A 25030-nucleotide genomic window follows, 5' to 3' on the forward strand; every position below is an offset into this window, starting at 1 on the left:
TGCCGCTCACCCTCGCACGAGGGACCGTGGGCGGCGCCGCCTGTCGGCCATGCTACCCGCCGGTAACCAACCTGCCCAGGCCCGTTCGGTGCTTCCGGCGGTGTGTCCCCCGACACGTCGGGCGTCCGCGCGGCGCGCACGGCGGGGAACCCGGCGGAGAACCCGACGGAAAAGGGGATGCCGCCCCTGCGGGCGGCATCCCCTCGGCTGCTCCTGCGGCCGCTCAGTCCTGCGGGGCCTCCGCCTGGGCGAAGGCGGCGGCCACCGCCGGGGCGACCAGGTCCACCTGCCACTGGCGGGCGCCCAGCCGGCGCAGCGCCGCGGCCACGTTGGCCGCGGAGGCGTCGGCCGGCGGCTCCCAGGAGACCCGGCGGACCAGGTCCGGGGTGATCAGGTTCTCGGCCGGCAGGTGGTGCTGCTCGGCCAGCTCGCTCACCGCGGCGCGCGCCGCGCTCAGCCGGGCGGCCGCCACCGGGTCCTTCTCGGCCCAGGCGCGCGGCGGCGGCGGGCCGTCGTGCGGCGCGGCGGCCGGCGGCAGCTGGTTCTCTGGCACCTCCCGCCCGCGCTGGACGGCGGCCAGCCACTGCTCCAGCTGGCGCCGGTGCACCCGCGGCCCGAAACCCTGGACGGCCTGCAGCGCGGCGATGTTCAGCGGCATGGCCAGCGCGGCGTTGACGATCGCGGCGTCCGACAACACCCGGCCCGGCGAGACGTCCCGCTCCTGCGCCGTCCGGTCGCGGGTCAGCCACAGTTCGCGCACCACGGCCAGCTGGCGGCGCCGGCGGACCTTGTGCAGCTGCGAGGTGCGGCGCCAGGGGTCGGTCCGCGGGGCCGGACGGGGGGCGGCGGCGATCGCCGCGAACTCCTCCAGGGCCCAGCCGAGCTTGCCCTGGGCGTCCAGCTCCTGTTCGAGTGCGTTGCGCAGCTCGACCAGCACCTCGACGTCCAGAGCGGCGTAGCGCAGCCACGGCTCGGGCAGCGGGCGGGTGGACCAGTCGACCGCGGAGTGCTCCTTGGCCAGGCTCAGCCCGAGCACGCTCTCGGTCATCGGCCCGAGGCCGACCCTGGCGAAGCCGGCGATCCGGCCGGCCAGCTCGGTGTCGAACAGGCGCTGGGGTCTCATGCCCACCTCGGCCAGACAGGGCAGGTCCTGGGTGGCGGCGTGCACCACCCACTCGGTGTCCGCGAGGGCCGCGCCCAGCCCGCCGAGGTCGGGGCAGGCGATCGGGTCGATCAGCGCGGTCCCGGCGCCCGCGCGGCGCAGCTGGATGAGGTACGCCCGCTGGCCGTAGCGGTAGCCGGAGGCCCGCTCGGCGTCGACGGCGACCGGTCCGGTTCCCGCGGCGAAGGCGGCGATGGTGGCGGCCAGCGCCTGCTCGTCCGCCACGACCGGAGGGATCCCCTCCTTCGGTTCGAGGAGCGGGACCGGGGCTGCTTCTTCTGGGATGGCTGCTACGGCGTCGGTCACCCCCCAAGGGTACGACGGTCCCCGCGACCGGGAGTGTTGTCGGACTGGTCAGACCGATGGAGGAGGACCGCCGGCCGGCCCCGGGGTGGAGCGGGCCCTGACGGCAGCACGGCGCGGCGGCCCCGGAGGAAACGTTCCTCCTGGGCCGCCGCGCCGACAGGGATCAGTGGATGATGCCGGTGCGCAGCGCGACGGCGACCATCCCGGCGCGGTCGCCGGTGCCGAGCTTGCGGGCGATCCGGGCGAGGTGGCTCTTCACGGTGAGCGCCGACAGGCCCATCGCCACGCCGATCGCCTTGTTGGACTGGCCCTCGGCCACCAGCCGCAGCACCTCCACCTCGCGCCCGGACAGCTCGCGGTAGGCGGCCTGCTGGGCACCCGGCGCACCGTGCGTCCCCGGGGCGCCCGGCGCCCCGTGCGCGCCCGGCATGCCCGGCATTCCGGGCCGGCGCATCCGTCCGGCCAGCCCGGCGGCGCCGAGCGGCAGTCCGGGGCGGCCCGGCATGGCGACATTGGTGCGGGTACCGGTGACCACGTAGCCCTTCACCCCGCCGGCCAGCGCGCTGCGCACGGCGCCGATGTCGTCGGCGGCGGAGAGCGCCAGCCCGTTGGGCCAGCCGGCCGCGCGGGTCTCGGCGAGGATGGTCAGTCCGGAGCCGTCGGGGAGATGGACGTCGGCGACGCAGATGTCGCGCGGGGTGGAGACCCGGGGACGGGCCTCGGCGATCGAGGACACCTCGATCACGTCCCGGACGCCGAGCGCCCAGAGGTGACGGGTGACGGTGTTTCGGACGCGGGGATCGGCGATGACCACCATGGCGGTGGGCTTGGTCGGGCGGTAGGCGACCACGTTTGCGGGGTGCTCAAGAAGGACCGACACCAGGCCTCCTGCGGGAGTGGCGGACGGAACCCCGAGGGGGCGGTCGGAGTGTTCCGCGTTCGGAAAGGGTCACAGTCTGCTTCGGCAGCATCTGTGCCCGGCTTTAGCGAAAGATCACGATCTAGTGAGTCACAATACGGACAAATCGCGCAGATGACTGATGAGACATGCCTGGAAATCGCACAAAATCGATCAGACTCGACGCAAAGCGGTCAGTTCCGAGCGCTTTATTGACGGAGAGCCGCACCGAAGTCACACTCTGTCAGCCTTGGGGGTGGCGCGGCGCGCACCGGTGACGATCCGGCGGGCGCCACTCCTCAGTGCGAACGGGGGCGTCGCCGCGCGGGCATCGGGACCACTCCACCGAGTGACGTGACGTCCGCCGGGGAGTGCGGGGACGGCGCGGCCGGCGGCAGGCCCGCGCTGATGCACAGCAGGTCCCCCCAGGCCGCGAGGTGCCGCTCGAAGCGGCCGTCGGCCGGCGTCCAGGACGCCCGGATCTCGATCTCGGTGCTCGACGCCCGGTCCGCCAGTCCGCCGAAGTACTGGGAGGCGCACAGCGTCACCGTGCCGGAGGGCTCCGCGTACCCGGCGCCGTGCGCCTGCAGCGCGTCCAGCAGCCAGGCCCAGCCCACCTCGGACAGCATCGGGTCGCCGGCCATCTCCGGCTCCAGCTCGGCCCGGGTCATGGTGACCACCCGGAAGTCCCCGTTCCAGGCCTCCTGCCCGTCCGGGTCGTGCAGCAGCACCAGCCGGCCGTCGGCCAGCTCCTCGCCGTCCACCTCGACGGCGGCGGTCAGGGCGAACGCGTGCGGCGCCAGCCGGCGGGGCGCCGGGGCGGGGGAGAGGGCGACCTCGGGGCGCAGCCGGGCCTCGGAGAGTGCCTCCACGGCAGCCCGGAACTCGCTCGGCGCCGCCTCCCGACCCGTTCCGCCACCTGCTCCGCCACCCTGTGCGGGGTGCCCTCCGACCGCTGCCATGACCCGAAGACTAGGTCGAAAACGCGGGTAATCGCCGCAACTTCTTCCCGCGCGGCGCGCCGGGGCGGCAATCCGGCCAGATCTTGGAGGAACCGACGAGGCCACCGGGACGGACGGGTCCGGGCCGCGTGCGAAGATTTGGAGCGTGAGCGAGACGACGGCAGACACCACGGCAGCCACCCCGGCAGTCCCCCCGACCGGTGCCACCCCCGGTCAGCAGCCCGACGCGCGCCGCGGCGCCGCGTACGACTCGGCGTTCCTGCGCGCCTGCCGGCACGAGCCGGTACCGCACACCCCGGTGTGGTTCATGCGGCAGGCCGGCCGCTCGCTGCCCGAGTACCTGAAGGTCCGCGAGGGCATCCCCATGCTGGAGTCCTGCATGCGGCCCGAGCTGGTCAAGGAGATCACCCTCCAGCCGGTGCGCCGGCACAAGGTGGACGCGGCGATCTTCTTCAGCGACATCGTGGTGCCGCTCAAGGCGATCGGCATCGACGTCGACATCAAGCCCGGCATCGGCCCGGTCATCGCCGACCCGGTCCGCACCGCCAAGGACCTGGAGCGGCTGCGCCCGCTGGAGCCGGACGACGTCCCCTACATCACCGAGGCCGTCGGCCTGCTCGTCGAGGAACTCGGCAGCACCCCGCTGATCGGCTTCGCCGGTGCCCCCTACACGCTGGCGAGCTACCTGGTCGAGGGCGGCCCGTCCAAGAACCACGAGAACACCAAGGCCATGATGTACGGCGAGCCCGAGCTGTGGGCCGCCCTGGTCGACCGGCTCGCCGACATCACCTCCGCCTTCCTGAAGGTGCAGATCGAGGCCGGCGCCTCCGCGGTCCAGCTGTTCGACTCCTGGGTCGGCTCGCTGGCCCCGGACGACTACCGCCGCTCGGTCATGCCGGCCAGCACCAAGGTGTTCGACGCGGTGGCCGGCTACGGCGTGCCGCGGATCCACTTCGGTGTCGGCACCGGTGAGCTGCTCGGCCTGATGGGCCAGGCCGGCGCGGACGTGGTCGGCGTCGACTGGCGGGTGCCGCTGAACGTCGCCGCCGAGCGGGTCGGCCCCGGCAAGGCCCTGCAGGGCAACCTCGACCCGGCGGTGCTGTTCGCGCCGACCCACGCCGTCGAGACCAAGGCCCGCGAGGTGCTGCACGCCGCCCAGGCGCTCGGCACCAGCGGTCACGTCTTCAACCTCGGCCACGGCGTGCTGCCCAGCATGGACCCGGACGCGCTCTCCCGCCTGGTCGCCTTCGTGCACGAGACCAGCGCCCGCTGATCCGCCGCGACGGCGGCGGGCCCGTCCGGGGAACCGGAGGGGCCCGCCGCCGTCGTCGTTCCCGGCGGTCAGGGCATCGGCTGCTCCTCGTCCCGCTCGTCCTCCTCGTCCTCCTCGTCCTGCTCGCCCGCCTGGACGGCCGGCTTCCCGGCGGCCCGTGCCGCCCGCGACCACCGCCGGCGCGCCGCCCACACGGCCGCCGCCACCGCCACCAGCACCAGCAGGAACGGCAGCACCGCGGCCACCGCCACGACGAGCCCGCGCGTGATCAGGAACAGCACGTGCCAGCCGCCGCCCAGCGCCGAGCCGACCGACGCCCAGAAGCCGTCGTCATCCTCCCGCGGGGCCGGGGCGTCGGGCGGGGTGTCGTTCTCCTTCTTCCGCACGTCCAGGGTGACGGTGGACAGCGAGGTCCGCGCCGACAGCTCCTTCACCTGCTTCTGCAGCGACTCCAGGTCCGCCTCCCGGCGGCTCAGCTCGCTCTCCAGGCTGACGATCTCGGCCAGCGTCTTCGCCTGCGCCATCAGCGCCCGCACCCGGTCCACGCTCGCCTGCTGGCTCTGCATCCGGCTGTTGACGTCCGCGACCTGCTGGGTGAGGTCGTCCGCCTGACTGCGCCGGGAGATCACTTCGCCGAGCCCGGCCAGCTGGTCCAGCGTCTGCTGGAACGCCGCCGACGGCACCTTCACCGTGATCTGCCCGCCCTGCCCGGTGCCGGACGACCCGGCCGCGCCGGGGCCGCCGCCGGGTCCGCCGCTCACCGTCTCGCTCGCCACGTAGCCGCCCGCGGCGGCGGCCAGCGCACGGGCCCGCGCCAGCGCCGCGTCCACCTCCGCCGTCCGCACCGTCAGCTGCGCGGAGTACGCGATCTGCCGGGCGTCCACCGTGGGCGCTGCCGAGGCGGCCGCCTGGGGCGCACCCGGCACGGCGTCCCCCTTGGCCGCCTCCCCGCCGGCGGCCCGGGCCGGGGCGGCCGCCGACATGTCCTTGGCACTGCCGCGGTCCCCGTCCGCGCTGCACCCCGCGGCCAGCGCCGCCGTCACGGCCACCGCCGCCAGTGCCCCTGCTCTTCGCCGTGCTCGTCCCACCGTCCGGCCCTCCCCTTGTCGACTGCCCGGCGCCCCCGTTCGGAGGGCCCGGACCATTCGACGGGCAGCGGCCCGGATCGGATCCGCCCGGGACGTCGCGGCTTGATCACGGATCGGCCGCGGACCGGACAAGGCGTCAGACGGCGTCGACCGCGATTCCCGCGCGCCGCAGCAGCGCCGCCGTCACGCCGTCGCCGGGCCGCAGCGTGCCGCCGAAGGTCCCGTCGTACACCTGCCCGCAGCCGCAGGATGGACTGCGGGCCGTCAGCAGCGCCCGCCGCGCCCCCGAGGCCTCGGCCGCGGCGAGCGCCGCCCGGGCCCCGGCCGTGAACTCCTCCGTGCAGTCCGTTCCGGCCGCGTCCACCACCCGCGCCCGGCCGTCCAGCACGTCCGCGCCGTCCCCGCCGACGATCTCCGCCGCCGGCCGCGGCGTCGGCAGCCCGCCCGCCCCCTCCGGACACACCACGACCGCCCGCCCCCCGGCCACCAGGTCCTCCACCACCCGCGCCGTCCTCGCCCGCCCGTCGTACCGACACGGCACCCCGGCCAGACACGCACTCACCAGCACCTTCTCCATGCGGGTGAGCCTAACGAGCCCTTGCACCCGCCCCGGAGCCGCCACCGGTGACCTCGGCCGCGTGCCGCAGGCGCCGCGCCGCACCGGACCGGACCGGTCGACGGGGCACTGGTTCTCCCACCGCCCCCGCCGCGCCCCCGGCACGGCAAGGCGGGGTCGTCGCCGACCGCGGTGGCGCAACCGCCCCGGACCCGGTCGTGCGGTCACCACCGCCGCGTACGACCCCGCTCGGACCTGCTGCGCGGCTGCCGACGCGCTGCTCGCCGGCGAGGCCGTCCCGCCCGAGTCCGAGGAGCGGGACCGATCCGCCGAGCTGCGGGAGTGCGCCGAGGCCGGACCTCCCGCACGACCGGCCGGTCGAGGAGGAGGGCGGCCTGCCGGTGGTCCACGTCCACGTCCACGAGCGTGACGCCGACGTGCCGGCCGGCGCCCCGGCCGGGATCTTCCGCAAGAGACCGGAGCGGCCGGTGCCGCTCACTCCCGGCATCGACCTCGCCGCGCTCGTCCCCGGCCCCGGGCGAAGGGTGCAGCGGATTGAGGCAAAGGTGTAAAGACCTGCGAGACTGCGAGGCATGGCGCAATCACATGTCGTGGTGATCGGTGGCGGTATCGCGGGACTGACCGCTGCCGCCGTGCTCGGCGGGGGCGCGGGGGAGCCGGCCCGGGCCCGGGTGACGCTGCTGGAGGCGTCGGAGCGGCTGGGCGGGAAGCTGTGGGGCGGGGAGGTCGGCGGGGTCCGGGTGGACCTCGGGGCCGAGTCGATGCTGGCCCGGCGTCCGGAGGCGGTCGAGCTGGCGCGGGCCGTCGGGCTCGCGGAGCGGCTGGAGCCGCCCACCACCGCCAAGGCCGCGATCTGGACCCGCGGCGGGCTGCGTCCGCTGCCCCGCGGGCAGGTCATGGGCGTCCCCGGGGACCTCGCCGCGCTCGCCGACTCCGGCGTGCTGAGCCCCGAGGGGCTGGAGCGGGCCCGGCACGAGGTGGCCGGGGACGCGGTCGGGGACGACGTCGCGATCGGCCGCTACGTCGCCGAGCGGCTCGGCCGCGAGGTGGTGGACCGGCTGGTGGAGCCGCTGCTCGGCGGCGTCTACGCCGGGCACGCCGACGAGATCTCGCTGCGCGCCGCGGTGCCCGCGTTGCTGGAGGTGGCCCGGGGCGGCGGTTCGCTGATCGAGGGCGTGCACGAGCTGGCCAACCGGCCGAAGACCGTCGGCACCCCGGTCTTCCAGGGCCTGCAAGGCGGCCTCGGCACCCTGCCCACGGCGGTCGCCGCGGCCTGCGCGGAGGCGGGCGTCGAGCTGCGCACCCGCACCGAGGTGAGCGGGCTGCGCCGCACCGCCGACGGCTGGCGGGTGACCACCGGCGACGGCGGGACCCTGCACGCGGCCGCCGTGGTGCTCGCCGTGCCCGCGCCCGTCGCCGCCCGGCTGCTGCGCGCCGACGTGCCGGCCGCGGCCGCCGAGCTGGACGGCGTCCAGTACGCCGGGATGGCGCTGGTCACCCTGGCCTTCCGCCGCACCGACCTGCCCGAGCCCCCGGCCGGCAGCGGCTTCCTCGTCCCGCCGGTGGACGGCCGCCGGATCAAGGCCTCGACGTTCTCCTCCAACAAGTGGGGCTGGCTGGAGCGCTCGGCCCCGGACACCTTCGTGCTGCGCACCTCGCTGGGGCGGCTGCACGAGGACGAGCCGCTGGAGCTGGAGGACGAGGAACTGGTCGCCCGTTCGCTGGCCGACCTCGGCGAGGCGATCGGACTGACCGCCCGCCCCTACGACACCGCCGTCACCCGCTGGCGGGCCGGGCTGCCGCAGTACCCGGTCGGCCACCTGGACCGGGTCGCCCGGATCCGGGCGGCCGCGGACCGGGCCGGTGCGCTGGCACTGTGCGGGGCGGCGTACGACGGCGTGGGCATCCCGGCGTGCATCGCGAGCGCCCGGGCGGCCGTCGCCGGGCTCGACAGAGTGCTGACCCCGCTGACCGGGGCGAACGTCACGGAGAGGACAATGGGCGCATGACTGAGACCGTTGAGCAGCAGGCCGCCGAGCAGCCCGCGAAGAAGAAGGCGCGGGACCTGAACCAGGTCATCCGCTACACCATGTGGTCGGTGTTCAAGCTCAAGGGCGCCCTGCCCGAGGACCGCACCGGTCTGGCCGCGGAGGTCGACGAGCTGTTCGCCCAGCTCGCCGCCAAGGACGTCACGGTGCGCGGCACCTACGACGTGTCCGGTCTGCGGGCCGACGCCGACCTCATGGTCTGGTGGCACGCCGAGGACTCCGACGACCTCCAGGAGGCGTACAACCGCTTCCGCCGCACCGGCCTGGGCCGGCTGCTGGAGCCGGTCTGGTCGAACATGGCGCTGCACCGCCCGGCGGAGTTCAACAAGTCGCACATCCCGGCGTTCCTCGCCGACGAGCGCCCGCGCGACTACGTCTGCGTCTACCCGTTCGTCCGCTCCTACGAGTGGTACCTGCTGCCGGACGCCGAGCGGCGCGCGATGCTCGCCGAGCACGGCCAGATGGCGCGCGGCTACCCGGACGTGCGGGCCAACACGGTCGCCTCGTTCGCGCTGGGCGACTACGAGTGGCTGCTCGCCTTCGAGGCGGACGAGCTGCACCGGATCGTGGACCTGATGCGCGACCTGCGCCCGTCCCGCGCCCGGCTGCACGTCCGCGAGGAGGTGCCGTTCTTCACCGGCCGCCGCAAGCCCGTCGCCGAGCTGCTCAACGGCCTGGTCTGAGCGCACGACGCACCCGGGCAGGGGCCCCGTCCACGCCGGACGGGGCCCCTGCCCGCTTCAGTGCCGGCGCAGGGCCGCGCGCAGCCGGGCGTCCGGGAGGGCGGCGGGGCCGTTCATGGCGACGGCGGTGAGCAGTTCGCGCTCCTCGTCGTCGGTCAGCCCGTGCTGGCGCGGCGGGCGGACCTCGCGCAGCACCTCCTGGCCGACCGGCGAGGCCCAGCGGGTGTAGGGGTAGACGTCGATGCGGGCCATCAGCAGGGTGCCCGAGGTGAGCACCAGCGGCAGCGAGAACCAGGCCAGCGGGGTCAGCGCGTCACCGTCCAGCAGGCCGCCGACGACCAGCGCGACGACCAGCAGCACCAGCGAGAGCAGCAGCGCCTGCCGGACCTGGCGGACCACCAGCACGGTGTGCCGCTGGACGGCCGCCGGGGTGGCCAGCCCGGCCAGCGAGAGCCGGCTGCCGATCTCCAGCACGGTGGGGTGGGCGGCCATCGCCGCCCGCAGGTCGTCGGTGCGGCACTGGCCCTCCGGGCCGACGGTGGCGATCACCGCGCGCTCCAGCCGGCTGCGCCCGCGCGGGTCGACGACGGTGGTCCAGCCGGTGTGGGCGAGGTGCAGCCGCCCCCGGGAGGCCATCAGGACGAGGGCGAGTTCGACGACCCGGTCCGGCCCGCCGGCCAGGTAGGCCGTCTCGTACAGCCCGATGCCGACCGCCTCGGCCGGCCGGAGGCCTTCCTGGCCGGTGAACGCGTCGGCGGCGGCGGTCATCCGGACCAGCCGGATGCAGGAGAGCACCGCGGCGACGCAGGCCGGGAGCAGGAAGAGCAACCACATGGGCTTGTTGTAGTCCCGGCCGCGCCGCACGCGGAACGTGTTCCCGGAGCGCGATACCGAACTGTGACGTCCGGTGCGCCCGTCGGTCAGGAGCCGCAGCCTCCGCCGCAGCCGGACCCGCAGCTGGAGGACGAGGACGACCCGCAGCCGGAGGACCCCGAGGAGCAGCTGGACCCGGAGCCCGAGGAACTGCCGCCGCAGCCGGTGCTCCCGCCGCAGCCGGAGCCGGAGGAACCGGAGGAACCGGAGGAGTCCGAGGAGTCCGAGGAGCCGCACCAGACCGTCGGACCGGAGCTGCAGGAACCGCCGGAGGAACCGCCCGTCTGGCCGGAGCCGGCGGAGGACGCGGACGCGCTCGCCCGGCCGGTCTGGTCGGCGACCGCCGAGGCGAGCAGCGCCTGCTGGAGCTCCTCGTCGGCGAACTCGGCGGCGCCGACGGCGGCCAGGCCGCCGAGCGCGATCGCGCCGAGCAGGGCGGCGTCGGCGTTCCGGGCGCCGTTGCGGGGCGTCCACGGCTTGCCGTCGTCCACCAGCCCGAGCTGGCGGCGCCCGGCCGGGGTGATCCGGCCCTTGGGGGGCCGGGTGGAGAGCAGGGAGACCAGGCCGACGCCGAGCAGCACCAGCGGGATCCACAGCGCGGGCCGCTCGCGGCCCGGCTCGTCGGAGGCGAGCAGGTGGGCGGCGGCGGTGAAGGCCGCCGAGACCAGCAGGGCGAGCCATATCGTCCGGTGCGCGCTGCGCGCCCGGCGCAGCTTGACGGGGTTGCGCAGCAGGCCCCGGCCGGCCAGCTCGTCGCCGATCGCCTGGACGGCCGGCGAGCGCATCACGGCGGTGCGCAGTGAGCCGAGGTCGCGGCTGCGGGTCGGGCCGATCGCGTCGACGATCTCGCGCTCGACCTTGTCGTACGGCTTGTCGGTGGTGAGGGTGACCAGGCGGGCGCGGCTGACCACGACGTGGCCGGCCCGGTGCATCCGGACCAGGGCGGTGTCGAAGACCCGGCCGGGGCCTCCGGAAAGGAAGGCGGCGTCGAGCAGCGGGATGCCGCGGCCGGGCAGCCCCTTGGGGTGGGGGACGCGCTGCGCGTCCTGGCGGGCCCGGGAGGCCCGGATGACGGCGCCGGCCAGCAGGACGCCGGGGATCAGGTAGTAGGTGTCGTGCCACATGGGCGGTTCCCCCGGTGGTGAGAGGTGGTTCCGGCGCGTGCGGCGCCGCGGGTCGGGCGGTTCGGGCGGTTCTGGGGTGCGGGTGCGCGGGTGGCGGACCGGCCCGCGGGGGCGGGGCGTCGCCTCAGGCCTCGCGGGCGGGCCGCAGGGCGCGCCTCAGCCGGGCGAGCGGGCCCGGCGGCCGTTCCGGGGCCGGGTCGAGCCACCGTGCCAGCGACCGGCGGGCGGCGGCGTCCAGGCCCTCGCCGTCGGCGAGCGCCCAGGCGGCGAAGGTCCGGGCGTCGGCGTGGTAGCCGCCGGTCTGCGGGTGGCTGCGGGCGTAGGTGAGGAACAGCGGGCCGTACCGGGTGCCGAGCAGGCGGGGCAGGTCCGGGGCGACCTTGGCGGCGGTGTCGCGCCGCTTGGCGGCCAGGCCGGCGGCCTGCGCGCGCACCTGGGCGGGGTCGAAGCCGGGCGGCACCGGGCCGCCGGCCACCAGGGCGGTGAGCAGCGCGGTCTGCCGGGCGGCGAGCCGGGCGCGGGCGGCGTCGGTGTCCCGGACCGCGGCGGGGACGGCGGTGCCGGTCATCGCGCACCCCCGTCGGGCGCCCGGCCGCCGTCCAGCACCCGCCGGATGGCATCGAGTTCGGCGGCCAGCTCGGCGGGCGGCGGGAACGCGGCGTCGCGCTCCAGCAGCACCCCGGGCGGGGCGACCCGGGCGCACAGCTCGGCCAGCACCTCCAGCACCGGTTCGGTGACCGGGTGGGCGTGGGTGTCGTGCCAGACGCCGTCGACCATGGTGCCGCCCGCGACGTGCACGTAGGCGAGCGCCTCCAGCGGCAGGCGGTCCAGTTCGGCGACCGGGTCGAGGCCGAGGTTGACCCGGTTGGTGTGCAGGTTGGCGACGTCGATCAGCAGCCGCACACCGGTCCGTTCGACCAGTTCGGCGAGGAACTGCCCCTCGGTCAGCTCGTCGTCCGGCCAGGCCAGCTGGGCGGCGACGTTCTCCAGGGCCAGCGGCACCGGCAGCTGGTCCTGGGCGATCCGGACGTTCTCGGCGATCACCCGCAGGGCGTCGCGCGAGCGCGGCACCGGCAGCAGGTGGCCGGCCTCCAGGCCGCCGGCCCGGACGAACGCCAGGTGCTCGGTGACCAGCGGGGAGCCGAGCGCACCGGCGGTCCCGGCGAGCCGGGCGAGGCGGGCCGGGTCGGGCCGGTCGGCGCCGCCGAGGCCGAGTGCGACGCCGTGCGGGACCACGGTCAGGCCGCGGTCGAGCAGGATCCGCAGGGATTCCGGGAGGTGGCCGGCGCAGACGTTCTCGGCGACCACCTCGACCCAGTCCAGGCCGGGCTGCCGTTCGACCACGGTGTCGATCTCGCTGCGCCAGCCGAGGCCGACGCCGAGCCGGCGGGCGGCCCCGGTGCCGGGGGCGGTGCCGGGGGCGGTGCCCGTCGTCGGTGCCGACGTATGCGGTGCGGATGCGTGCGGTGCGTCGTGCAGGGCGGGGGAAGTCATCGGTGCGCCCCCTTCGGAGGGCCGGGTGGGAAGGCCGTCGGTCGGCCGGGCTTCGTCGCCGGGGCCGCCGGGCTGTGCTGGTGAGCATCTCCCCGGGTGCCGCGGCTGCCAAGCCTGGACCGGTCATCTCAGAGCATTACTTGAGCTTGGCGTCGCGTCAATGAGCGATCAGTCCCGGGCGGCTGCGGCATCACCGCAGGTGGGGCCCGGTCCGACGGGAAAATCCAGGGGCGGACGGGCCGCCCGTCGGGCTACTGTGACGCTCCTATGACATCTTTGACGATCCGTGACTTCCGCCCCGAGGACGCCGACGCCGTCGCGGCGGCCCACCGCGCCGGGCGTGAGCACCTGGTGCAGACACCGGAGATGTTCGCCTGGCGCGCGGCCCGGCAGGCGAAGGGCGCCCACGACCGCGTCCTCGTCGCCGAACTGGACGGCCGGGTGGTCGGCGCGGTGCGCTGCGGGGTGGTCGTCGGCACCAGCACCGTCGGCGCCGGTCACGCCAACGGCAGCGTGCTGCCCGGGTACCGGCGGCGCGGGGCGTTCACCGCCCTGCTGGCCGCCGCCGAACGGCACCTGGCCGGGCACGGCGTCACCGAACTGCACAGCTGGGTGGACGACGAACCCGGCTCGCTCGCCTTCGCCGCGGCCCGCGGCTTCACCGCCGGGCGGACCGCCCACTTCGCGGGGCGGGACCTCACCGTGCCGCTGCCGCCGGCCCCGCCGCTGCCGGCCGGCGTCGAGCTGCGCCCGGCGAGCGACTTCGCGGCCGACCCGTACCCGCTCTTCGAGATCGACGCGGACGCGGCCCGGGACGAGCCGGGCGAGGTCGTGATGGACGCCGCCGAGTACGACGAGTGGCTGGCGGGGGAGTGGAACCGTCCGGACCTCGACCGCGAGCTGACCGTGGTCGCCGTGGTGGACGGCACGCCGGCCGCGTTCAGCTCCGCCACCACGGACGGCGCGGACCGCTACTGGTCGGCGTTCACCGCCTGCCGCCGGGAGTACCGCGGGCGGGGGCTGGCCAAGCTCGCCAAGTCGGAGTCGCTGCGCCGCGCCCGCGCCGCCGGGCTGCGCCGCGCCTACACCTCCAACGACGCCGGGAACGCGCCGATGCTCGCGATCAACGCCTGGCTGGGGTACGAGCGCTGCGCGAGCGAGCGGAAGTTCATCAAGCGCCTGGACGGCTGAGCCCGCGGCCGCGGTGACGGAGCGGGGGAGTCACTCCGCCGGGCGGGTGAACCGGGAGCGTTCACGGGCGTGCGCGCCGGAAGGGATGCGGGGACGGGAGTTCCCGTCGTCCCACGGGGCATCACCTTCGCGCAGACTGTTCGTGCCCGAGTCTTCGCACGGGGGACGCCGTGGAGATCCTGCTCCAGATCCTGATCGGGTTCGTCCCGGCCGTGATCGGCTTTCTCGCCGCCCGCTCGCTCGCCCGCACCCGCCTCTTCCTGCGCTACGGCTTCCTGCGGGTGCTGCTCGGGCCGTACGGCCGGGTGCAGATCGTCACCCCGAGCATCGAGGCGGCCGAGTTCGCGTACGCCAAGGACGGCTGCCGGCTCACCAGCCGGGGGCCGCGGAACGTGCTCTTCATGCCGATGGCCGAGGCGCGGGCCATCGCCCAGCTCACCGACCTGCTGCGGAAGATCAACCGCAAGGCGGCCATAGAGCTGGTCACCGCCGGAGCGCAGGACCCCCGGATGCCGACCTTCTCGGTCGGCGGGCCCGGCGTCAACGCCTACTCGGCGGGCGTCCTGGCGGCGGGCTTCCCGGACTTCCGGCTGGAGCACCCGCAGGCGGCCCGGGCCCGCTGGGGCGGCATGGCCTTCGAGGCGCAGTACAACGCGGCCGACGAACTCGTCCGCGACCACGGCTTCGTGTTCGTCACCCGCACCTCCCGGCAGGCGCCCTGCGTGGTGCTCTGCGGGGTGTTCGCGTTCGGCTCGGCGATGGCGGTGGAGGCGCTGGCGGCCGCCGGACGGCAGTCCCCGCTGGCCGCGCTGTTCCGCTCGGGGGAGAAGGGGTTCGTCGCGGTCGAGGGCCGGGTGATCGGCCTGGACACCGTGGACGTGACCGTCGAGGTCTGCCGCATCCTGCCGTCACCCTAGGCATCCGGCGCGCGAGGGGGGCGGGATCCGGCCCCCGGGGAGGGGAGCAAACGGGACGGTCCGGGAGACTTCCGGGCAGGAAGTGGCCGGAAGTGCAACGCTTTTGCTCCATGACTGTCACATCATCGGCATAATCGCGCCCATGACGATCCACCGCGCGAACGTGAGCGCGATTGCCGAGGACCTGTACGTCTGGCTCCCGCCGAAACGGGGCTGGGGCCTGGCCAACTGCGGGCTGCTCGCCGGCCCGCGGACGGCCCTGTGGATCGACACGCCCTACGACCCCTCGCTGGCCGCCGAGTTCCTCGCCGAGAGCCGCGCCCGGCTGGCCGACGGCGTCACCGTCGACCGGATCGTCGTCACCCACGCCAACGGCGACCACCTCTGGGGCGCCGGCGTGCTGCCGGACGCCGAGGTGATCGCCACCCGCGAGGCGCTGGAGCACATCCACTGGGAGCCGACGCCCCAGCAGACCCACGGCCTGGTCGTCGGCAGCGACCCGGACTCCCCGCTCGGCGGCTACCTCCGCCGCCACTTCGGGCAGTTCGACTGGTCGCGGACCGAACCGGTCCACCCGGACACCGTCTTCCACGGCGAGTTGGAGCTGCGGGTGGGCGCCTACCCGGTGCAGATCACCGGCCTGCCCTCGGCCCACACCGGCGGCGACCTCATCGTCCACCTCCCGCACCAGCGCACGGTGTTCACCGGCGACGTGATCTTCGGCTCGACCGCCGCCCAGCCCGGCGACCACCCCTCGCACTGGGCCGGCCCGCTGGAGAACGTCATCGCCGCCTGCGAGAGCGTCCTGGCCACCGGCGCCGAGATCATCGTCCCCGGCCACGGCCCGGTGCTCGACCGGGCGGGCGTCCGGGAGCACATCGCCTACCTCGGGTACGTCCGCGAGCGCGCGCACGCCCTGCACCGGGCCGGCCTGCCCGCCCTGGACGCGGCCCGCCGGATCATCGCCGAGCAGCGCTACCCCGAACTCGGTCTGCCCGAGCGGCTGGTGCTCACCGTCGCCGCCGAGTACCGCCACCTGGACGGCTCCGAGGTACCGAACGTCCTGGAGGCGATGAGCCAGGTGGCCCTGGTCGCCCGGGAGCTGGACGAGGGCGCCGACCGGCGCGGGCCCCGCCCGCCCGCCGCCTGAGCCCACCCCGGACCGTCGCCTGCCCCGCACCGCCCCCCGATCCGCTCTTCGTACAAGGAAACTCCGAGGACGTCGATGACGCAGCTGCTGGTCCCGGCCCTGGCGCTGATCGCGCTGGCCGCGCTCGCCGCGGCCGGGTGGCTGGCCCGGGCCCGCTCCGGCGCGCTCGCCCGGGCCACCGCCGCCGAGGCCGCCACCGGCCTGGCCGAGGAACGCGCCCGGGTCGCCGAGGGCCGGGCCGGCCGGGCCGAGCAGCAGGCGCGCGAGGCCCGGGACGAGGCGCACGCCGCGGCCGAACAGGCGCGCGGCTCGGCCGACCGCGCGCTCGCCGCCGAGGACCGCGCCCACCGCGCGGAGGAGCGGGCGGCCGAGGGCGAGCGCCGGGCCGCCGAGTCCGGGCGGGCGGCTGCCGACTCCGGGCGGGCGGCCGCCGAGGCGGCGGAGCGGGCGGCCGGGGAGGGACGGCGCGCCGCGGCGGCCGAGCGGCGCACCGCCGCCCTGCTGGCCGAGATCGGCCACCTCGCCACCGAACGGGTGGCCGCCGCCGCCCTGCGCCTGAGCCACCCCAACGCCCCGATCGCCGGCCCGCTGGACGCCACGGCCGTGGGCCCGGACGCCGTGCAGGCCCTGCAGGCCGTCCTGGACGCCGCCTCCGCCGCCGTCACCGACGAGCGGGAGCGGGTCGACGCCGCCGCCCGCTCCGCGATGCGCGGCGCCACCTCCAAGATCCAGACCCTGCTCTACCAGATCCAGAGCCTGGTCCAGCAGCTCCAGCACGACAACGACGACCCCCGGCTGCTGGAGGTCGACTTCCGCAACGAGGTCGCGCTGCGCCGCATCCAGACCGTCGCCGTGCTCTGCGAGGCCTGGCCGGGTCTGGCCCGCACCGACTCGCCGCTCGCGGAGGTGGTGGTCGGCGCGCTCTCCCGGGTGCCCGGCTACGCCCGCATCAAGGTGGCCAACCACCTGCGCGAGGACCGCCTCGCCGTGGTCGCCCGGGCCGCCGAGCCGGTGGCGATCGCCGTCGCCGAACTGCTCGCCAACGCCACCGCGTACTCGCACCCGGAGACGGACGTCCCGGTCACCGTCCAGCAGGGCGGCCGGGGCGCGCTGGTGATCGTCGACGACAGCGGCATCGGCATGGAGGAGGACCAGCTGCGCCGGGCCCGGCGGCTGCTGGCCGGCCCGCCCGAGGTCCTGCTCACCGAGCTGGGCAACCCGCCCAGGACCGGGTTCGCGGTGGTCGGCAAGCTGGCCCGGCAGTACGGCTTCTCCTGCCACGTCGAGCCCTCCCCGTACGGGGGCATGCGCGCGCTGGTCCGCATCCCGGCCGGGCTGCTGACCGTGGTGGACGAGGAGCAGCCGCTCTCGGTGCTCACCCCGCTGCCGCTGCGTGCCGCCACCGTGCCCGCCGCGCCGTCCGCCTCCGGACCGGGCCCGGCGGGTGGCCGCCGCGACGGCGCCCCGGCCATCCGGGTCGTGCCTCCGGTGCCGGACGCGGTGGACCCGACGGACGCGACGGACGCGCCGGAGACGGCGGGCGGTCCGGACGCCCCGGGCCCGTCCGGACCGCCCCCGGTGCACGCCGTGCCGCCGGTGCGCGCCGTCCCCGACGGTCCCGCCGCGCCGGACGACGGCACCGGGCTGCCCAGCCGCCGCCGTCGCCGGCCGCTGGCGCCGAACGCGTCGCCCCGGGCCACCCCCGACGGAGCCCCGGGCCCGGCCGCCGCCCGGCCAGTGCGGACGCCCGAGCAGGCCGCCGCCCGCTGGCAGGCGCTCCAGCACGGCACCGACTCCGGCCGGGTCGCCGTCGCGGAGGCCACCGGCGCCCGCACCGGCGCCCGCACCGACGCCCGCACCGGCGCCGACAGCGGCACCGAGGTCGGCACCCCGGCCGGCCGGGAAGCCGGCAACGACACCGGCAACGAGGCCGGCACCACCCCCAGCCCCCGCCCCCCGTCCCCCGCGGCGACCGGCCCCACCGGCGCCGACCGCGCGGCCCCGCCCCGCCCCGACGCCGCCCGCACCGGCGCCGGCCCCGCGGACGCGTCCGGCCGCCGCACCACCCAGACCCCCTGAGGAGCCGCGCTGTGAGCAGCACGCCCAGCCCCACCAGCACCACGCCCAGCCCGACCGAGACCGACGGGATCGCCTGGGTGCTGACCCCGCTCCTGGAACTGCCGGGCGTGGTGCACGCGGTGGTCGCCACCGGCGACGGCCTGGTGGAGGCCGCCTCGGACGGCCTCGCCCGCGCCTCCGCCGAGCGGGTCGCCGCGATGACCGCCACCGTGCACGCCGCCGCCCGGGCGTTCACCACCGCCTTCACCGACGCCGAGCAGCCCCGGCTGGCCCAGACCGTCGTGGAGTCCGAGCTGGGCTTCGCGGTCGTCGTCCCGGCCGGCGAGAACACCTCGCTCGCGGTGTTCACCACCCCCGACGCCCAGCTCGGCAACGTCGCCTACCAGATGCAGGTCCAGGTCGCCGCGCTGGGCCGGGCACTGGCGAGCCCGGCCAGGCGGCAGGACGCCCCCGCGCGGTCATGACCGCCACCCCCCGCAGGCGGATGGTGCCCGCCTACCTGGCCACCGGCGGCCGGACCCGCCCGGGCGCCGACGGCTTCGAACGGCTCACCGTGCTGTTCGTGGCCGGCGACGGGCAGCCGCCCGCGCTCGCCGGGCTGGAGGCGGAGCACCGCCGGCTCTGGGACCTCTTACGACCCGGCGCGCTCACCGTGGTGGAGGCCGCCGCGCACCTGCGGCTGCCGGTCAGCGCCACGGTCTTCCTCGCGGCCGATCTGGTCGAGGCGGGCTGCCTGCGCGCCCGCGCGCCGATCCCCCGCGCCCAGCAGACCGACCGCTCCCTCGTCGAGAGGCTCCTCGTTGGACTCCGCACTCTCCGGTAACCCGTCCGGTCCGGGGCGGCCGGACCGGGTGGGCTACCTGCCCGACCCCGAACAGACCCTGATGAAGCTGGTGGTGGCCGGCCCGTTCGGGGTCGGCAAGACCACCTTCATCCGCACCCTCTCGGAGATCCCGACCCTGCACACCGAGGAGGCGATGACCGAGACCGGCGCCCCGGTCGACGACGTCGCCGGGCTGCCCGGCAAGACCACCACCACGGTCGCCGTCGACTTCGGCCGGCTCACCCTGCCCGGCGAGGTGGTGCTCTACATGTTCGGCACCCCCGGCCAGCGGCGGTTCTTCCCGCTCTGGCAGGACATCGCGCGCGGCGCCATCGGCGCCCTCGTGCTGGCGGACACCCGCCGGCTCGCCGACTCCTTCGAGATCATGGACATGGTCGAGGAGCAGGGACTGCCCTACGCGGTCGCCGTCAACCGCTTCCCCGACTCGCCGGTCCACCCGGCCGCCGTCCTGCGCAGCCACCTCGACCTGCACCCGAGCACCCCGCTGGTGCTCTGCGACGCCCGGGAACGCGGCTCCAGCCTGGACGCCCTGATCGCACTCACCGAGCACGTCCTGCACGGCCTCCCCGCGTCCGCCCCGGAGCAGCCATGACCACCACCCCCGCGCACCCCCCGGCCGCGCACCCCCCGGCCGCCCTGCACGGCCCCGCCTTCGCCGCCGATCCGCAGGCCGTCTACGAGCGGCTGCGCCGGCAGGGCCCGGTCGCCGAGGTGGAGATCGCGCCCGGCGTCGCGGCCCTGCTGGTCACCGACTACCAGGCCGCCCTCGACCTGCTGCGCGACACCGACACGTTCTCCAAGGACTCCCGCGCCTGGCAGCGGACCGTCCCGGCGGACTCCCCGCTGCTGCCGGTGCTCGGCTACCGGCCGACCGCCCTGTTCAGCGACGGCGCCACGCACGCCCGCTACCGGCAGGTGATCACCGACGGCCTGGCGCTGCTGGAGCCGCACCAGCTGCAGCGCCGGGTCGCCGAGGTCGCCCACCGGCTGATCGACGCCTTCGCGCGGAGCGGCTCCGCCGACCTCATCGCCGACTACGCCCGCCGGCTGCCCGTCCACGTCCTCACCACCGGCTTCGGCGTGCCCGAGGAGCACCGGGAACGCCTGGTGGCCGGCATCGTCGGCTCGATCGAGTCCACCCGGCAGGCGGTGGCCGCGTACACGGACCTCGTCGAGGTGGTCACCGCCATGGTCGCCGAGCGCCGCGAGCGCCCCCGGCACGACCTGACCTCGTGGTTCCTCACCCACCCGGCGGGGCTGGACAACGACGAGGTGGTCCGGCAGATCACCCTGACCATGATCGCCGGCAACGAGCCGACCACCAACCTCATCGGCAACGCGCTGCTGCGCCTGCTCACCGACGCCCGCTACGCGGGCTCGCTGTTCGGCGGGGCGATGACGGCGCATCAGGCGATCGACGAGGTGCTCTGGCACGAGCCGCCGCTCGCCAACCTCTCCGCCCACTACCCGCGGGTCGACGTCACCCTCCACGGCCGCGCCATCCCGGCGGGCTCGCTGGTCCTGGTCTCCTACGCGGCCGCCAACTCCCAGGCCGCCCCGCCCGCCGCCACCGCCGACGGCGCGGACACCGCCGGCGTGCGCAGCGGCGAGTCCGCCCACCTGGCCTGGGCGGCCGGCCCGCACGCCTGCCCGGCCCGCGACCCGGCCCTGCTGATCGCGATCACCGCGATCGAGCAGCTGACCAGCCGGATCGGCGACCTCGAACTCGCCGAGCCCGCGGACACCCTCCACTGGCGCCCCGGCCCCTTCCACCGCGCCCTGGTCCGCCTCCCGGTCCGCTTCACCCCGGCCGGCGGATAGCGCGGGGCCCGGGCACCCCACGGATGCCCGGGCCCTTCACGCGTTCACGCGTTCACGCGTTCACGCGCTCCTCGTCACTCCGCCGGCCTCAGCGTGAGCGAGACCGAGTTGATGCAGTAGCGCTGGTCGGTCGGCGTGCCGTAGCCCTCGCCCTCGAAGACGTGGCCCAGGTGGCCGCCGCAGCGGGCGCACCGGACCTCGACCCGGCGCATGCCGAGCGAGGTGTCCTCGATGTACTGGACGCGGTCCCCGGCCAGCGGCGCGTAGTAGGACGGCCAGCCGCAGTGGCTGTCGAACTTGGTCTCGGAGCTGAACAGCTCGGCGCCGCAGGCCCGGCAGGCGTAGACGCCGACGGTCTTGGTGTCGGTGTACTCGCCGGTGAACGGGCGCTCGGTGCCGGCCTCCCGGAGGACGTGGTACTCCTCCGGGGTGAGCTCGGCACGCCATTCGGCGTCGGTCTTCTCGATCTCGTAGCTCATGACGGCTCCCGGTCGGGGGACTCAGACGTTGGTGGCAACGTTCGCGAGGCGCTCCAGGCCCCTCTCCAATTGTTCCAGGATGGCCTCGCCCAGGTCGGTGACGTCACCCGCGCCCATGGTGAGCAGCAGATCGCCCGGGCGGGCCAGGCCGGCCAGCACCGCGGGGGCGGCGGCGAAGTCGTGCTCGGCGGTGACCTCGGCACCGGCGCGGCGGGCCGCGTCGATGATCAGCTCGCTGGTGACCCCCGGGATCGGGTCCTCGCGGGCCGGGTAGATGTCGAGCACCACGGAGGCGTCGGCCAGCGCCAGCGCGGCGCCCATCTCCTCGGCGAGCTGCTGGGTGCGGCTGAACAGGTGCGGCTGGAAGACGACCAGGACCCGCCCCTCGGCGGCCTCCCGGATCGCCTCCAGGTCGGCGGTCATCTCGGTCGGGTGGTGGGCGTAGGAGTCGATCACCTGGACGCCGCCCGCCTCGCCCTTGAGCTGGAGCCGGCGGCGCACCCCGGTGTAGGCGCCGAGCGCCTTGGCCAGGTCGGCGGCCGGGACGCCCAGCGCCACGCCGGCGGCCAGCGCGGCGACCGCGTTGTGGGCGTAGTGCCGGCCGGGCACCGAGACGGTGAAGGTCAGCTCCTCGCCGTCCAGCAGCACGGTGACCTCGCTGGTCATGCCGTGCGGGACGACCGACAGGATGCGCAGGCCGGCGTCCTCGGCGGCGCCGACGGTGACCACGTTCAGGCCGGCCCGGCCGGCCACCCGGGCGGTCAGCTCGCGGGCGCCGTCGTGGTCGGCGGAGACGACCAGGGTGCCGCCGGGCACGATCCGGCCGACGAAGGTCTCGAAGGACTCGTGGATCTCGTCGATCGAGGCGTAGTTGGCGTGGTGGTCCAGCTCCACGTTGAGCACGATCGCCACCTCGGGCGCGTACTTGTGGAAGCTGCGGTCGCTCTCGTCGGCCTCGGCGACGAAGATCTCGCCGGCGCCGTGGTGGGCGTTGGAGCCCGGTGCGTCGAGGTCGCCGCCGATCGCGTAGGACGGCTCCAGGCCCAGCTCGCCGAGGGCGACCGCGAGCATGCTGGTGGTGGTGGTCTTGCCGTGGGTGCCGGCCACGGCCAGCGCCCGGCGCCCGCCCATCAGCGCGGCGAGCGCGTCGGAGCGGTGCACCACCGGGATGCCGCGCTCGCGGGCGGCGGCCAGCTCCGGGTTGTCGGAGCGGATGGCGCTGGAGACGACGATGCTGCTCGCGCCGTCCGGCACGTGCTCGGCGGCGTGCCCGATGTGCACGCTGGCCCCGAGGGCGCGCAGCGCGCGGACGGTCTCGGACTCCTTGGCGTCACTGCCGGAGACGCTGGCCCCGCGCACCGCGAGGATCTTCGCCAGGCCGGACATCCCGGCGCCACCGATGCCGATGAAGTGCGGGGCGTGCAGGTCGTGCGCGGCGTCGTTCAAGGCGGGGCTCCGTACGGACGGGGATCAGGGGAGGCGGACGACGTGCGAATCGTCCTCGCGGCCGGACCGCAAGGACGATTCTGCACCACGCCGGGGCTTGTTCAGGAGTCGCTGGCGAACAGCCGCAGCACCGGGACGCCCACCTTGTGGCGGGCCTGGGAGGCCCAGTCGCGGTGGAAGAACTCCTCCACGAAGTGCGGCGAGGTGAGCACCACCACCTCGTCGGCCTGGTGCTCCTCGACCACGGCGCGCAGCCGGTCCAGCGGCTTCTCCTCGACCAGCTCGCCGACCGCCTCGGCCCCGGCCTGCCGCAGGTGGCGCAGGCTGTGCTCCAGCGACTCGGTGGCGAGCGTCGGCCCGCTCTCGGACTCGTCGTGCTCGCGCACCACCTTGTCCAGGTGGCCGAGGGCGACGTCGTCCAGCGCCCGCAGCAGCTCGTCCTGCTTGCCGCGCGGCTGCATCAGGACGACGAAGGACACCTTCTCCTCGCTGTGGAGCGTGGTGACCAGCTCCACGTCCGCGTCGGAGAGCGCCTTCTCGATCATCAGTACCGTCTTGAACACGTGAGTCCCTTCCAGTCACCGGCCCCCGGGCTCCGGTTTCGCTTCCCATACTGCCCGGCGGAAGCTTTCCGCACGCTCCCCACCCGGCACACGGGCCACGCGGGGGACGCCCGGAGTGGGAGCGGGATCACGTTCCGGAGATCAGGGGGCGGCCGGACGCAGGTAGCGGGTGAAGAGGAATCCTTTCTCCTCGACCAATGAGACCAGCCGCATCCGCTGCACGTCGGGCATCCGCGCGTCGTGCAGGATGCGCGGCGCGTCGCCGCCCGTGAGCAGCGGTGCCAGCGACAGGCACAGCTCGTCCAGCAGGTCCTCGGCGGCCAGCTGCCCCAGCAGCCGGGGCCCGCCCTCGGTCAGCAGGCGGGTCCAGCCCCGGTCGGCCAGTGCCGCGACCGCCGCCCGCAGGTCCACCGAGCCCCGGCCCACCGCGATCACGTCGGCCACCTCGGTGACCGCCGCCAGGCTGTGCACCGGCGCGTCCTCGGTGGTGATCACCACCGTGCGCACCAGCGGCTCGGTGAACAGCGGCGCCGAGAGGTCCAGCCCGAGCGAGCGGCTGACCACCGCGATCGCCGGCGCCGGGGCCTGCCCGGCCGCCCGGCGCGCCTCGGCGAAGTCGGCCCGCGCCCGGGCCGGCCGGTAGCCCTCCGCGCGCACCGTCTCGGCGCCCACCAGCACCACGTCCGACAGCGCCCGCAGCACACCGAAGATCCGCTTGTCGGCGTCGCCGGAGAGGCCCTCGGAGAGCCCGTCCAGCCGGGCCCCGCCGTCCAGCCCCGCCACCATGTTGGCCCGCAGCCAGGGCCGCCCCCGGTTCACCTGCCCGGGGTACGCGTAGACGGCGGCCAGCGCCGCGAGCGAACTCGGATCGTCGAAGGTCTCCGTCACCGGGCTGATCAGCTGTTGCATGCCCCCAGTGTTCCACCGGGTGCAGGTCCCGGGGCCCGTGCGGGCAGGCGTACCCTTTATCACCGTGCCCGCAGCTTCCCGCCCCGCCACCGCGACCGAGCCGATAGCCCTCACCTCCCGGCGTCCCGTCGTACCCGCCGAGCGCCTGGTCGCCGAGATGGTGCCGCCGCCGCGCTTCTCCGACGTGAGCTTCGGGACGTACATCCCGGACCAGGCCCAGCCCAGTCAGTACGAGGCCGTGCAGGTCCTGGAGCAGTTCGCCGGCACGCTCAACAGCGGAAACGGTTCGGCGCCCAAGCGCAGCTGGTTCCGCCGCAGCGCCCCGGCCCCGGCCGGCCCGGCCGGCATCTACCTCGACGGCGGCTACGGCGTCGGCAAGACCCACCTGCTCGCCTCGCTCTGGCACGCCGCCCCCGGCCCCAAGGCCTTCGGCACCTTCGTCGAGCTGACCAACCTGGTCGGCGCGCTCGGCTTCCAGCAGGCCGTGCAGACCCTGTCCGGGCACACGCTGCTCTGCATCGACGAGTTCGAGCTCGACGACCCGGGCGACACCGTCCTGGTCTCCACCCTGCTCGGCCGCCTGGTGGAGAACGGCGTCAAGCTCTGCGCCACCTCCAACACCCTGCCCGAGAAGCTCGGCGAGGGCCGCTTCGCCGCCGCCGACTTCCTCCGCGAGATCCAGGGCCTGTCCGCGCACTTCCGCCCGATGCGGATCGACGGCCAGGACTACCGCCACCGCGGTCTGCCGGACGCCCCGCCGCCCTACCCGGCCACCGAGGTCGAGGCCGTCGCCGCCCGCACCCCGGGCGCCTCCCTCGACGACTTCGACGCCCTGCTCGCCCACCTCTCCGCCGTCCACCCCAGCCGCTACGGCGCCCTGCTGGACGACGTCACCGCCGTCTGCCTGCGCGGCGTGCACCAGGTCGACGACCAGTCCACCGCCCTGCGCCTGGTCGTCCTCGCCGACCGCATGTACGACCGCGAACTGCCCGTCACCGCCTCCGGCCTCCCCTTCGACCAGGTCTTCCCCGAGGAGATGCTCCGCGGCGGCTACCGCAAGAAGTACCTCCGCGCCGTCTCCCGCCTCGTCGCCCTCGCCCGGGACAGCGCCCGGTAGTCCCCGGTTGTCGGTGGTGGGTCGTA

At 75.6% G+C, this 25030-nt stretch carries 24 protein-coding genes and 1 pseudogene; 13 read left to right on the plus strand and 12 right to left on the minus strand.

Going from position 1 to position 25030, the window contains the following annotated elements; translation table 11 throughout:
- Positions 1 to 223: 223 nt before the first annotated feature.
- From ACF1AK_RS23755 to ACF1AK_RS23765, 3 genes are all read right to left on the minus strand, one after another.
- Entirely contained in the window at positions 224 to 1468 is a 1245-nt protein-coding gene (locus ACF1AK_RS23755; RefSeq protein WP_391500830.1) for an HRDC domain-containing protein, read from the minus strand.
- A 163-nt stretch (positions 1469 to 1631) separates the two neighbouring features.
- Complete coding sequence (locus ACF1AK_RS23760; RefSeq protein WP_391500831.1) at positions 1632 to 2348, minus strand: LuxR C-terminal-related transcriptional regulator; 717 nt, start codon at positions 2346 to 2348, stop codon at positions 1632 to 1634.
- Positions 2349 to 2665: 317 nt separating this feature from the next.
- Positions 2666 to 3328 carry a DUF3000 domain-containing protein gene (locus ACF1AK_RS23765; RefSeq protein WP_391500832.1) on the minus strand — a complete coding sequence of 221 codons (663 nt, stop codon included), beginning with the start codon at positions 3326 to 3328 and terminating at the stop codon, positions 2666 to 2668.
- Between the two features lie 259 nt (positions 3329 to 3587).
- Between ACF1AK_RS23765 and hemE the strand changes: the two genes are divergently transcribed.
- A complete protein-coding gene (gene hemE, locus ACF1AK_RS23770) occupies positions 3588 to 4601 on the plus strand; it encodes a uroporphyrinogen decarboxylase (protein ID WP_391500962.1) in 1014 nt (337 codons plus the stop codon).
- 68 nt (positions 4602 to 4669) lie between these two features.
- On the opposite strand, the gene ACF1AK_RS23775 is transcribed toward hemE, so the two are convergent.
- Both ACF1AK_RS23775 and ACF1AK_RS23780 read right to left on the minus strand, forming a co-directional pair.
- Complete coding sequence (locus ACF1AK_RS23775; RefSeq protein WP_391500833.1) at positions 4670 to 5689, minus strand: DUF4349 domain-containing protein; 1020 nt, start codon at positions 5687 to 5689, stop codon at positions 4670 to 4672.
- Between the two features lie 136 nt (positions 5690 to 5825).
- A complete protein-coding gene (locus ACF1AK_RS23780; protein ID WP_391500834.1) occupies positions 5826 to 6266 on the minus strand; it encodes a DUF523 domain-containing protein in 441 nt (146 codons plus the stop codon).
- A 380-nt stretch (positions 6267 to 6646) separates the two neighbouring features.
- Here ACF1AK_RS23780 and ACF1AK_RS23785 point away from each other — a divergent pair, with 380 nt between their 5' ends.
- Genes ACF1AK_RS23785 through hemQ form a run of 3 tightly spaced genes read left to right on the plus strand, consistent with a single transcriptional unit; the run spans position 6647 to position 8997 of the window.
- Positions 6647 to 6817, plus strand: a complete 171-nt coding sequence (locus ACF1AK_RS23785; protein WP_391500835.1) for a hypothetical protein — start codon at positions 6647 to 6649, stop codon at positions 6815 to 6817.
- A 21-nt stretch (positions 6818 to 6838) separates the two neighbouring features.
- On the plus strand, positions 6839 to 8275 hold the full coding sequence (gene hemG, locus ACF1AK_RS23790) for a protoporphyrinogen oxidase (protein ID WP_391500836.1): 1437 nt from the start codon (positions 6839 to 6841) through the stop codon (positions 8273 to 8275).
- A complete protein-coding gene (gene hemQ / locus ACF1AK_RS23795; protein ID WP_391500837.1) occupies positions 8272 to 8997 on the plus strand; it encodes a hydrogen peroxide-dependent heme synthase in 726 nt (241 codons plus the stop codon). Before hemG ends, hemQ begins: the two co-directional genes overlap by 4 nt.
- Positions 8998 to 9054: 57 nt before the next feature.
- On the opposite strand, the gene ACF1AK_RS23800 is transcribed toward hemQ, so the two are convergent.
- The 3 genes and pseudogenes from ACF1AK_RS23800 to ACF1AK_RS23810 form a co-directional block, all read right to left on the minus strand.
- Positions 9055 to 9831, minus strand: coding sequence for a TIGR04222 domain-containing membrane protein (locus tag ACF1AK_RS23800; RefSeq protein WP_391500838.1), 777 nt, complete (start codon positions 9829 to 9831; stop codon positions 9055 to 9057).
- A gap of 86 nt (positions 9832 to 9917) precedes the next feature.
- Positions 9918 to 10994 (minus strand): TIGR04222 domain-containing membrane protein, encoded by a 1077-nt coding sequence (locus ACF1AK_RS23805; RefSeq protein WP_391500839.1) that lies wholly within the window; start codon positions 10992 to 10994, stop codon positions 9918 to 9920.
- 124 nt (positions 10995 to 11118) lie between these two features.
- Positions 11119 to 12488, minus strand: a pseudogene (locus ACF1AK_RS23810) (DUF692 domain-containing protein).
- A 267-nt stretch (positions 12489 to 12755) separates the two neighbouring features.
- Here ACF1AK_RS23810 and ACF1AK_RS23815 point away from each other — a divergent pair.
- From ACF1AK_RS23815 to ACF1AK_RS23850, 8 genes are all read left to right on the plus strand, one after another.
- Entirely contained in the window at positions 12756 to 13679 is a 924-nt protein-coding gene (locus ACF1AK_RS23815) for a GNAT family N-acetyltransferase (protein ID WP_391500840.1), read from the plus strand.
- 170 nt (positions 13680 to 13849) lie between these two features.
- A complete protein-coding gene (locus tag ACF1AK_RS23820; RefSeq protein ID WP_391500841.1) occupies positions 13850 to 14596 on the plus strand; it encodes a hypothetical protein in 747 nt (248 codons plus the stop codon).
- Between the two features lie 142 nt (positions 14597 to 14738).
- Positions 14739 to 15746 (plus strand): MBL fold metallo-hydrolase, encoded by a 1008-nt coding sequence (locus ACF1AK_RS23825; RefSeq protein ID WP_391500842.1) that lies wholly within the window; start codon positions 14739 to 14741, stop codon positions 15744 to 15746.
- Between the two features lie 75 nt (positions 15747 to 15821).
- Positions 15822 to 17825: an ATP-binding protein gene (locus tag ACF1AK_RS23830; protein ID WP_391500843.1), complete on the plus strand. Its 2004-nt coding sequence runs from the start codon at positions 15822 to 15824 to the stop codon at positions 17823 to 17825.
- An 11-nt stretch (positions 17826 to 17836) separates the two neighbouring features.
- The gene (locus ACF1AK_RS23835) at positions 17837 to 18289 is read left to right on the plus strand and encodes a roadblock/LC7 domain-containing protein (protein WP_391500844.1); all 453 of its coding nucleotides are present in this window, start codon (positions 17837 to 17839) and stop codon (positions 18287 to 18289) included.
- The gene (locus ACF1AK_RS23840; protein ID WP_391500845.1) at positions 18286 to 18648 is read left to right on the plus strand and encodes a DUF742 domain-containing protein; all 363 of its coding nucleotides are present in this window, start codon (positions 18286 to 18288) and stop codon (positions 18646 to 18648) included. Before ACF1AK_RS23835 ends, ACF1AK_RS23840 begins: the two co-directional genes overlap by 4 nt.
- Complete coding sequence (locus tag ACF1AK_RS23845) at positions 18626 to 19261, plus strand: ATP/GTP-binding protein (protein ID WP_391500846.1); 636 nt, start codon at positions 18626 to 18628, stop codon at positions 19259 to 19261. Before ACF1AK_RS23840 ends, ACF1AK_RS23845 begins: the two co-directional genes overlap by 23 nt.
- Entirely contained in the window at positions 19258 to 20490 is a 1233-nt protein-coding gene (locus ACF1AK_RS23850; protein WP_391500847.1) for a cytochrome P450, read from the plus strand. The genes ACF1AK_RS23845 and ACF1AK_RS23850 overlap by 4 nt, the downstream gene beginning before the upstream one ends.
- 74 nt (positions 20491 to 20564) lie before the next feature.
- Here the strand turns inward: ACF1AK_RS23850 and msrB are convergent, their stop codons facing one another.
- From msrB to ACF1AK_RS23870, 4 genes are all read right to left on the minus strand, one after another.
- Positions 20565 to 20969 (minus strand): peptide-methionine (R)-S-oxide reductase MsrB, encoded by a 405-nt coding sequence (gene msrB / locus ACF1AK_RS23855; protein WP_391500848.1) that lies wholly within the window; start codon positions 20967 to 20969, stop codon positions 20565 to 20567.
- A gap of 21 nt (positions 20970 to 20990) precedes the next feature.
- Complete coding sequence (gene murC / locus ACF1AK_RS23860) at positions 20991 to 22394, minus strand: UDP-N-acetylmuramate--L-alanine ligase (protein ID WP_391500963.1); 1404 nt, start codon at positions 22392 to 22394, stop codon at positions 20991 to 20993.
- 122 nt (positions 22395 to 22516) lie between these two features.
- Positions 22517 to 22978, minus strand: coding sequence for an indole-3-glycerol phosphate synthase (locus ACF1AK_RS23865; protein WP_380288579.1), 462 nt, complete (start codon positions 22976 to 22978; stop codon positions 22517 to 22519).
- A 141-nt stretch (positions 22979 to 23119) separates the two neighbouring features.
- Positions 23120 to 23887, minus strand: a complete 768-nt coding sequence (locus ACF1AK_RS23870; RefSeq protein ID WP_391500849.1) for a pyrimidine reductase family protein — start codon at positions 23885 to 23887, stop codon at positions 23120 to 23122.
- A gap of 64 nt (positions 23888 to 23951) precedes the next feature.
- On the opposite strand from ACF1AK_RS23870, the gene zapE reads away from it, so the two are divergent.
- Positions 23952 to 25004: a cell division protein ZapE gene (zapE, locus tag ACF1AK_RS23875; protein WP_391500850.1), complete on the plus strand. Its 1053-nt coding sequence runs from the start codon at positions 23952 to 23954 to the stop codon at positions 25002 to 25004.
- Positions 25005 to 25030: the final 26 nt, after the last annotated feature.

The sequence above is a fragment of the Kitasatospora sp. NPDC015120 genome, assembly GCF_043080305.1.
Taxonomy (GTDB): Bacteria; Actinomycetota; Actinomycetes; order Streptomycetales; family Streptomycetaceae; genus Kitasatospora.

Bases quoted from the DNA above. Each gene is read 5' to 3' on its own strand.
- ACF1AK_RS23800 (WP_391500838.1), bottom strand. From the start codon at position 9,831: ATGTGGTTGCTCTTCCTGCTCCCGGCCTGCGTCGCCGCGGTGCTCTCC.
- msrB (WP_391500848.1), bottom strand. From the start codon at position 20,969: ATGAGCTACGAGATCGAGAAGACCGACGCCGAATGGCGTGCCGAGCTC.
- ACF1AK_RS23850 (WP_391500847.1), top strand. From the start codon at position 19,258: ATGACCACCACCCCCGCGCACCCCCCGGCCGCGCACCCCCCGGCCGCC.
- ACF1AK_RS23870 (WP_391500849.1), bottom strand. From the start codon at position 23,887: ATGCAACAGCTGATCAGCCCGGTGACGGAGACCTTCGACGATCCGAGT.
- hemG (WP_391500836.1), top strand. From the start codon at position 6,839: ATGGCGCAATCACATGTCGTGGTGATCGGTGGCGGTATCGCGGGACTG.
- ACF1AK_RS23805 (WP_391500839.1), bottom strand. From the start codon at position 10,994: ATGTGGCACGACACCTACTACCTGATCCCCGGCGTCCTGCTGGCCGGC.
- hemQ (WP_391500837.1), top strand. From the start codon at position 8,272: ATGACTGAGACCGTTGAGCAGCAGGCCGCCGAGCAGCCCGCGAAGAAG.
- ACF1AK_RS23830 (WP_391500843.1), top strand. From the start codon at position 15,822: ATGACGCAGCTGCTGGTCCCGGCCCTGGCGCTGATCGCGCTGGCCGCG.
- ACF1AK_RS23840 (WP_391500845.1), top strand. From the start codon at position 18,286: ATGACCGCCACCCCCCGCAGGCGGATGGTGCCCGCCTACCTGGCCACC.
- ACF1AK_RS23765 (WP_391500832.1), bottom strand. From the start codon at position 3,328: ATGGCAGCGGTCGGAGGGCACCCCGCACAGGGTGGCGGAGCAGGTGGC.
- ACF1AK_RS23780 (WP_391500834.1), bottom strand. From the start codon at position 6,266: ATGGAGAAGGTGCTGGTGAGTGCGTGTCTGGCCGGGGTGCCGTGTCGG.
- ACF1AK_RS23815 (WP_391500840.1), top strand. From the start codon at position 12,756: ATGACATCTTTGACGATCCGTGACTTCCGCCCCGAGGACGCCGACGCC.
- ACF1AK_RS23825 (WP_391500842.1), top strand. From the start codon at position 14,739: ATGACGATCCACCGCGCGAACGTGAGCGCGATTGCCGAGGACCTGTAC.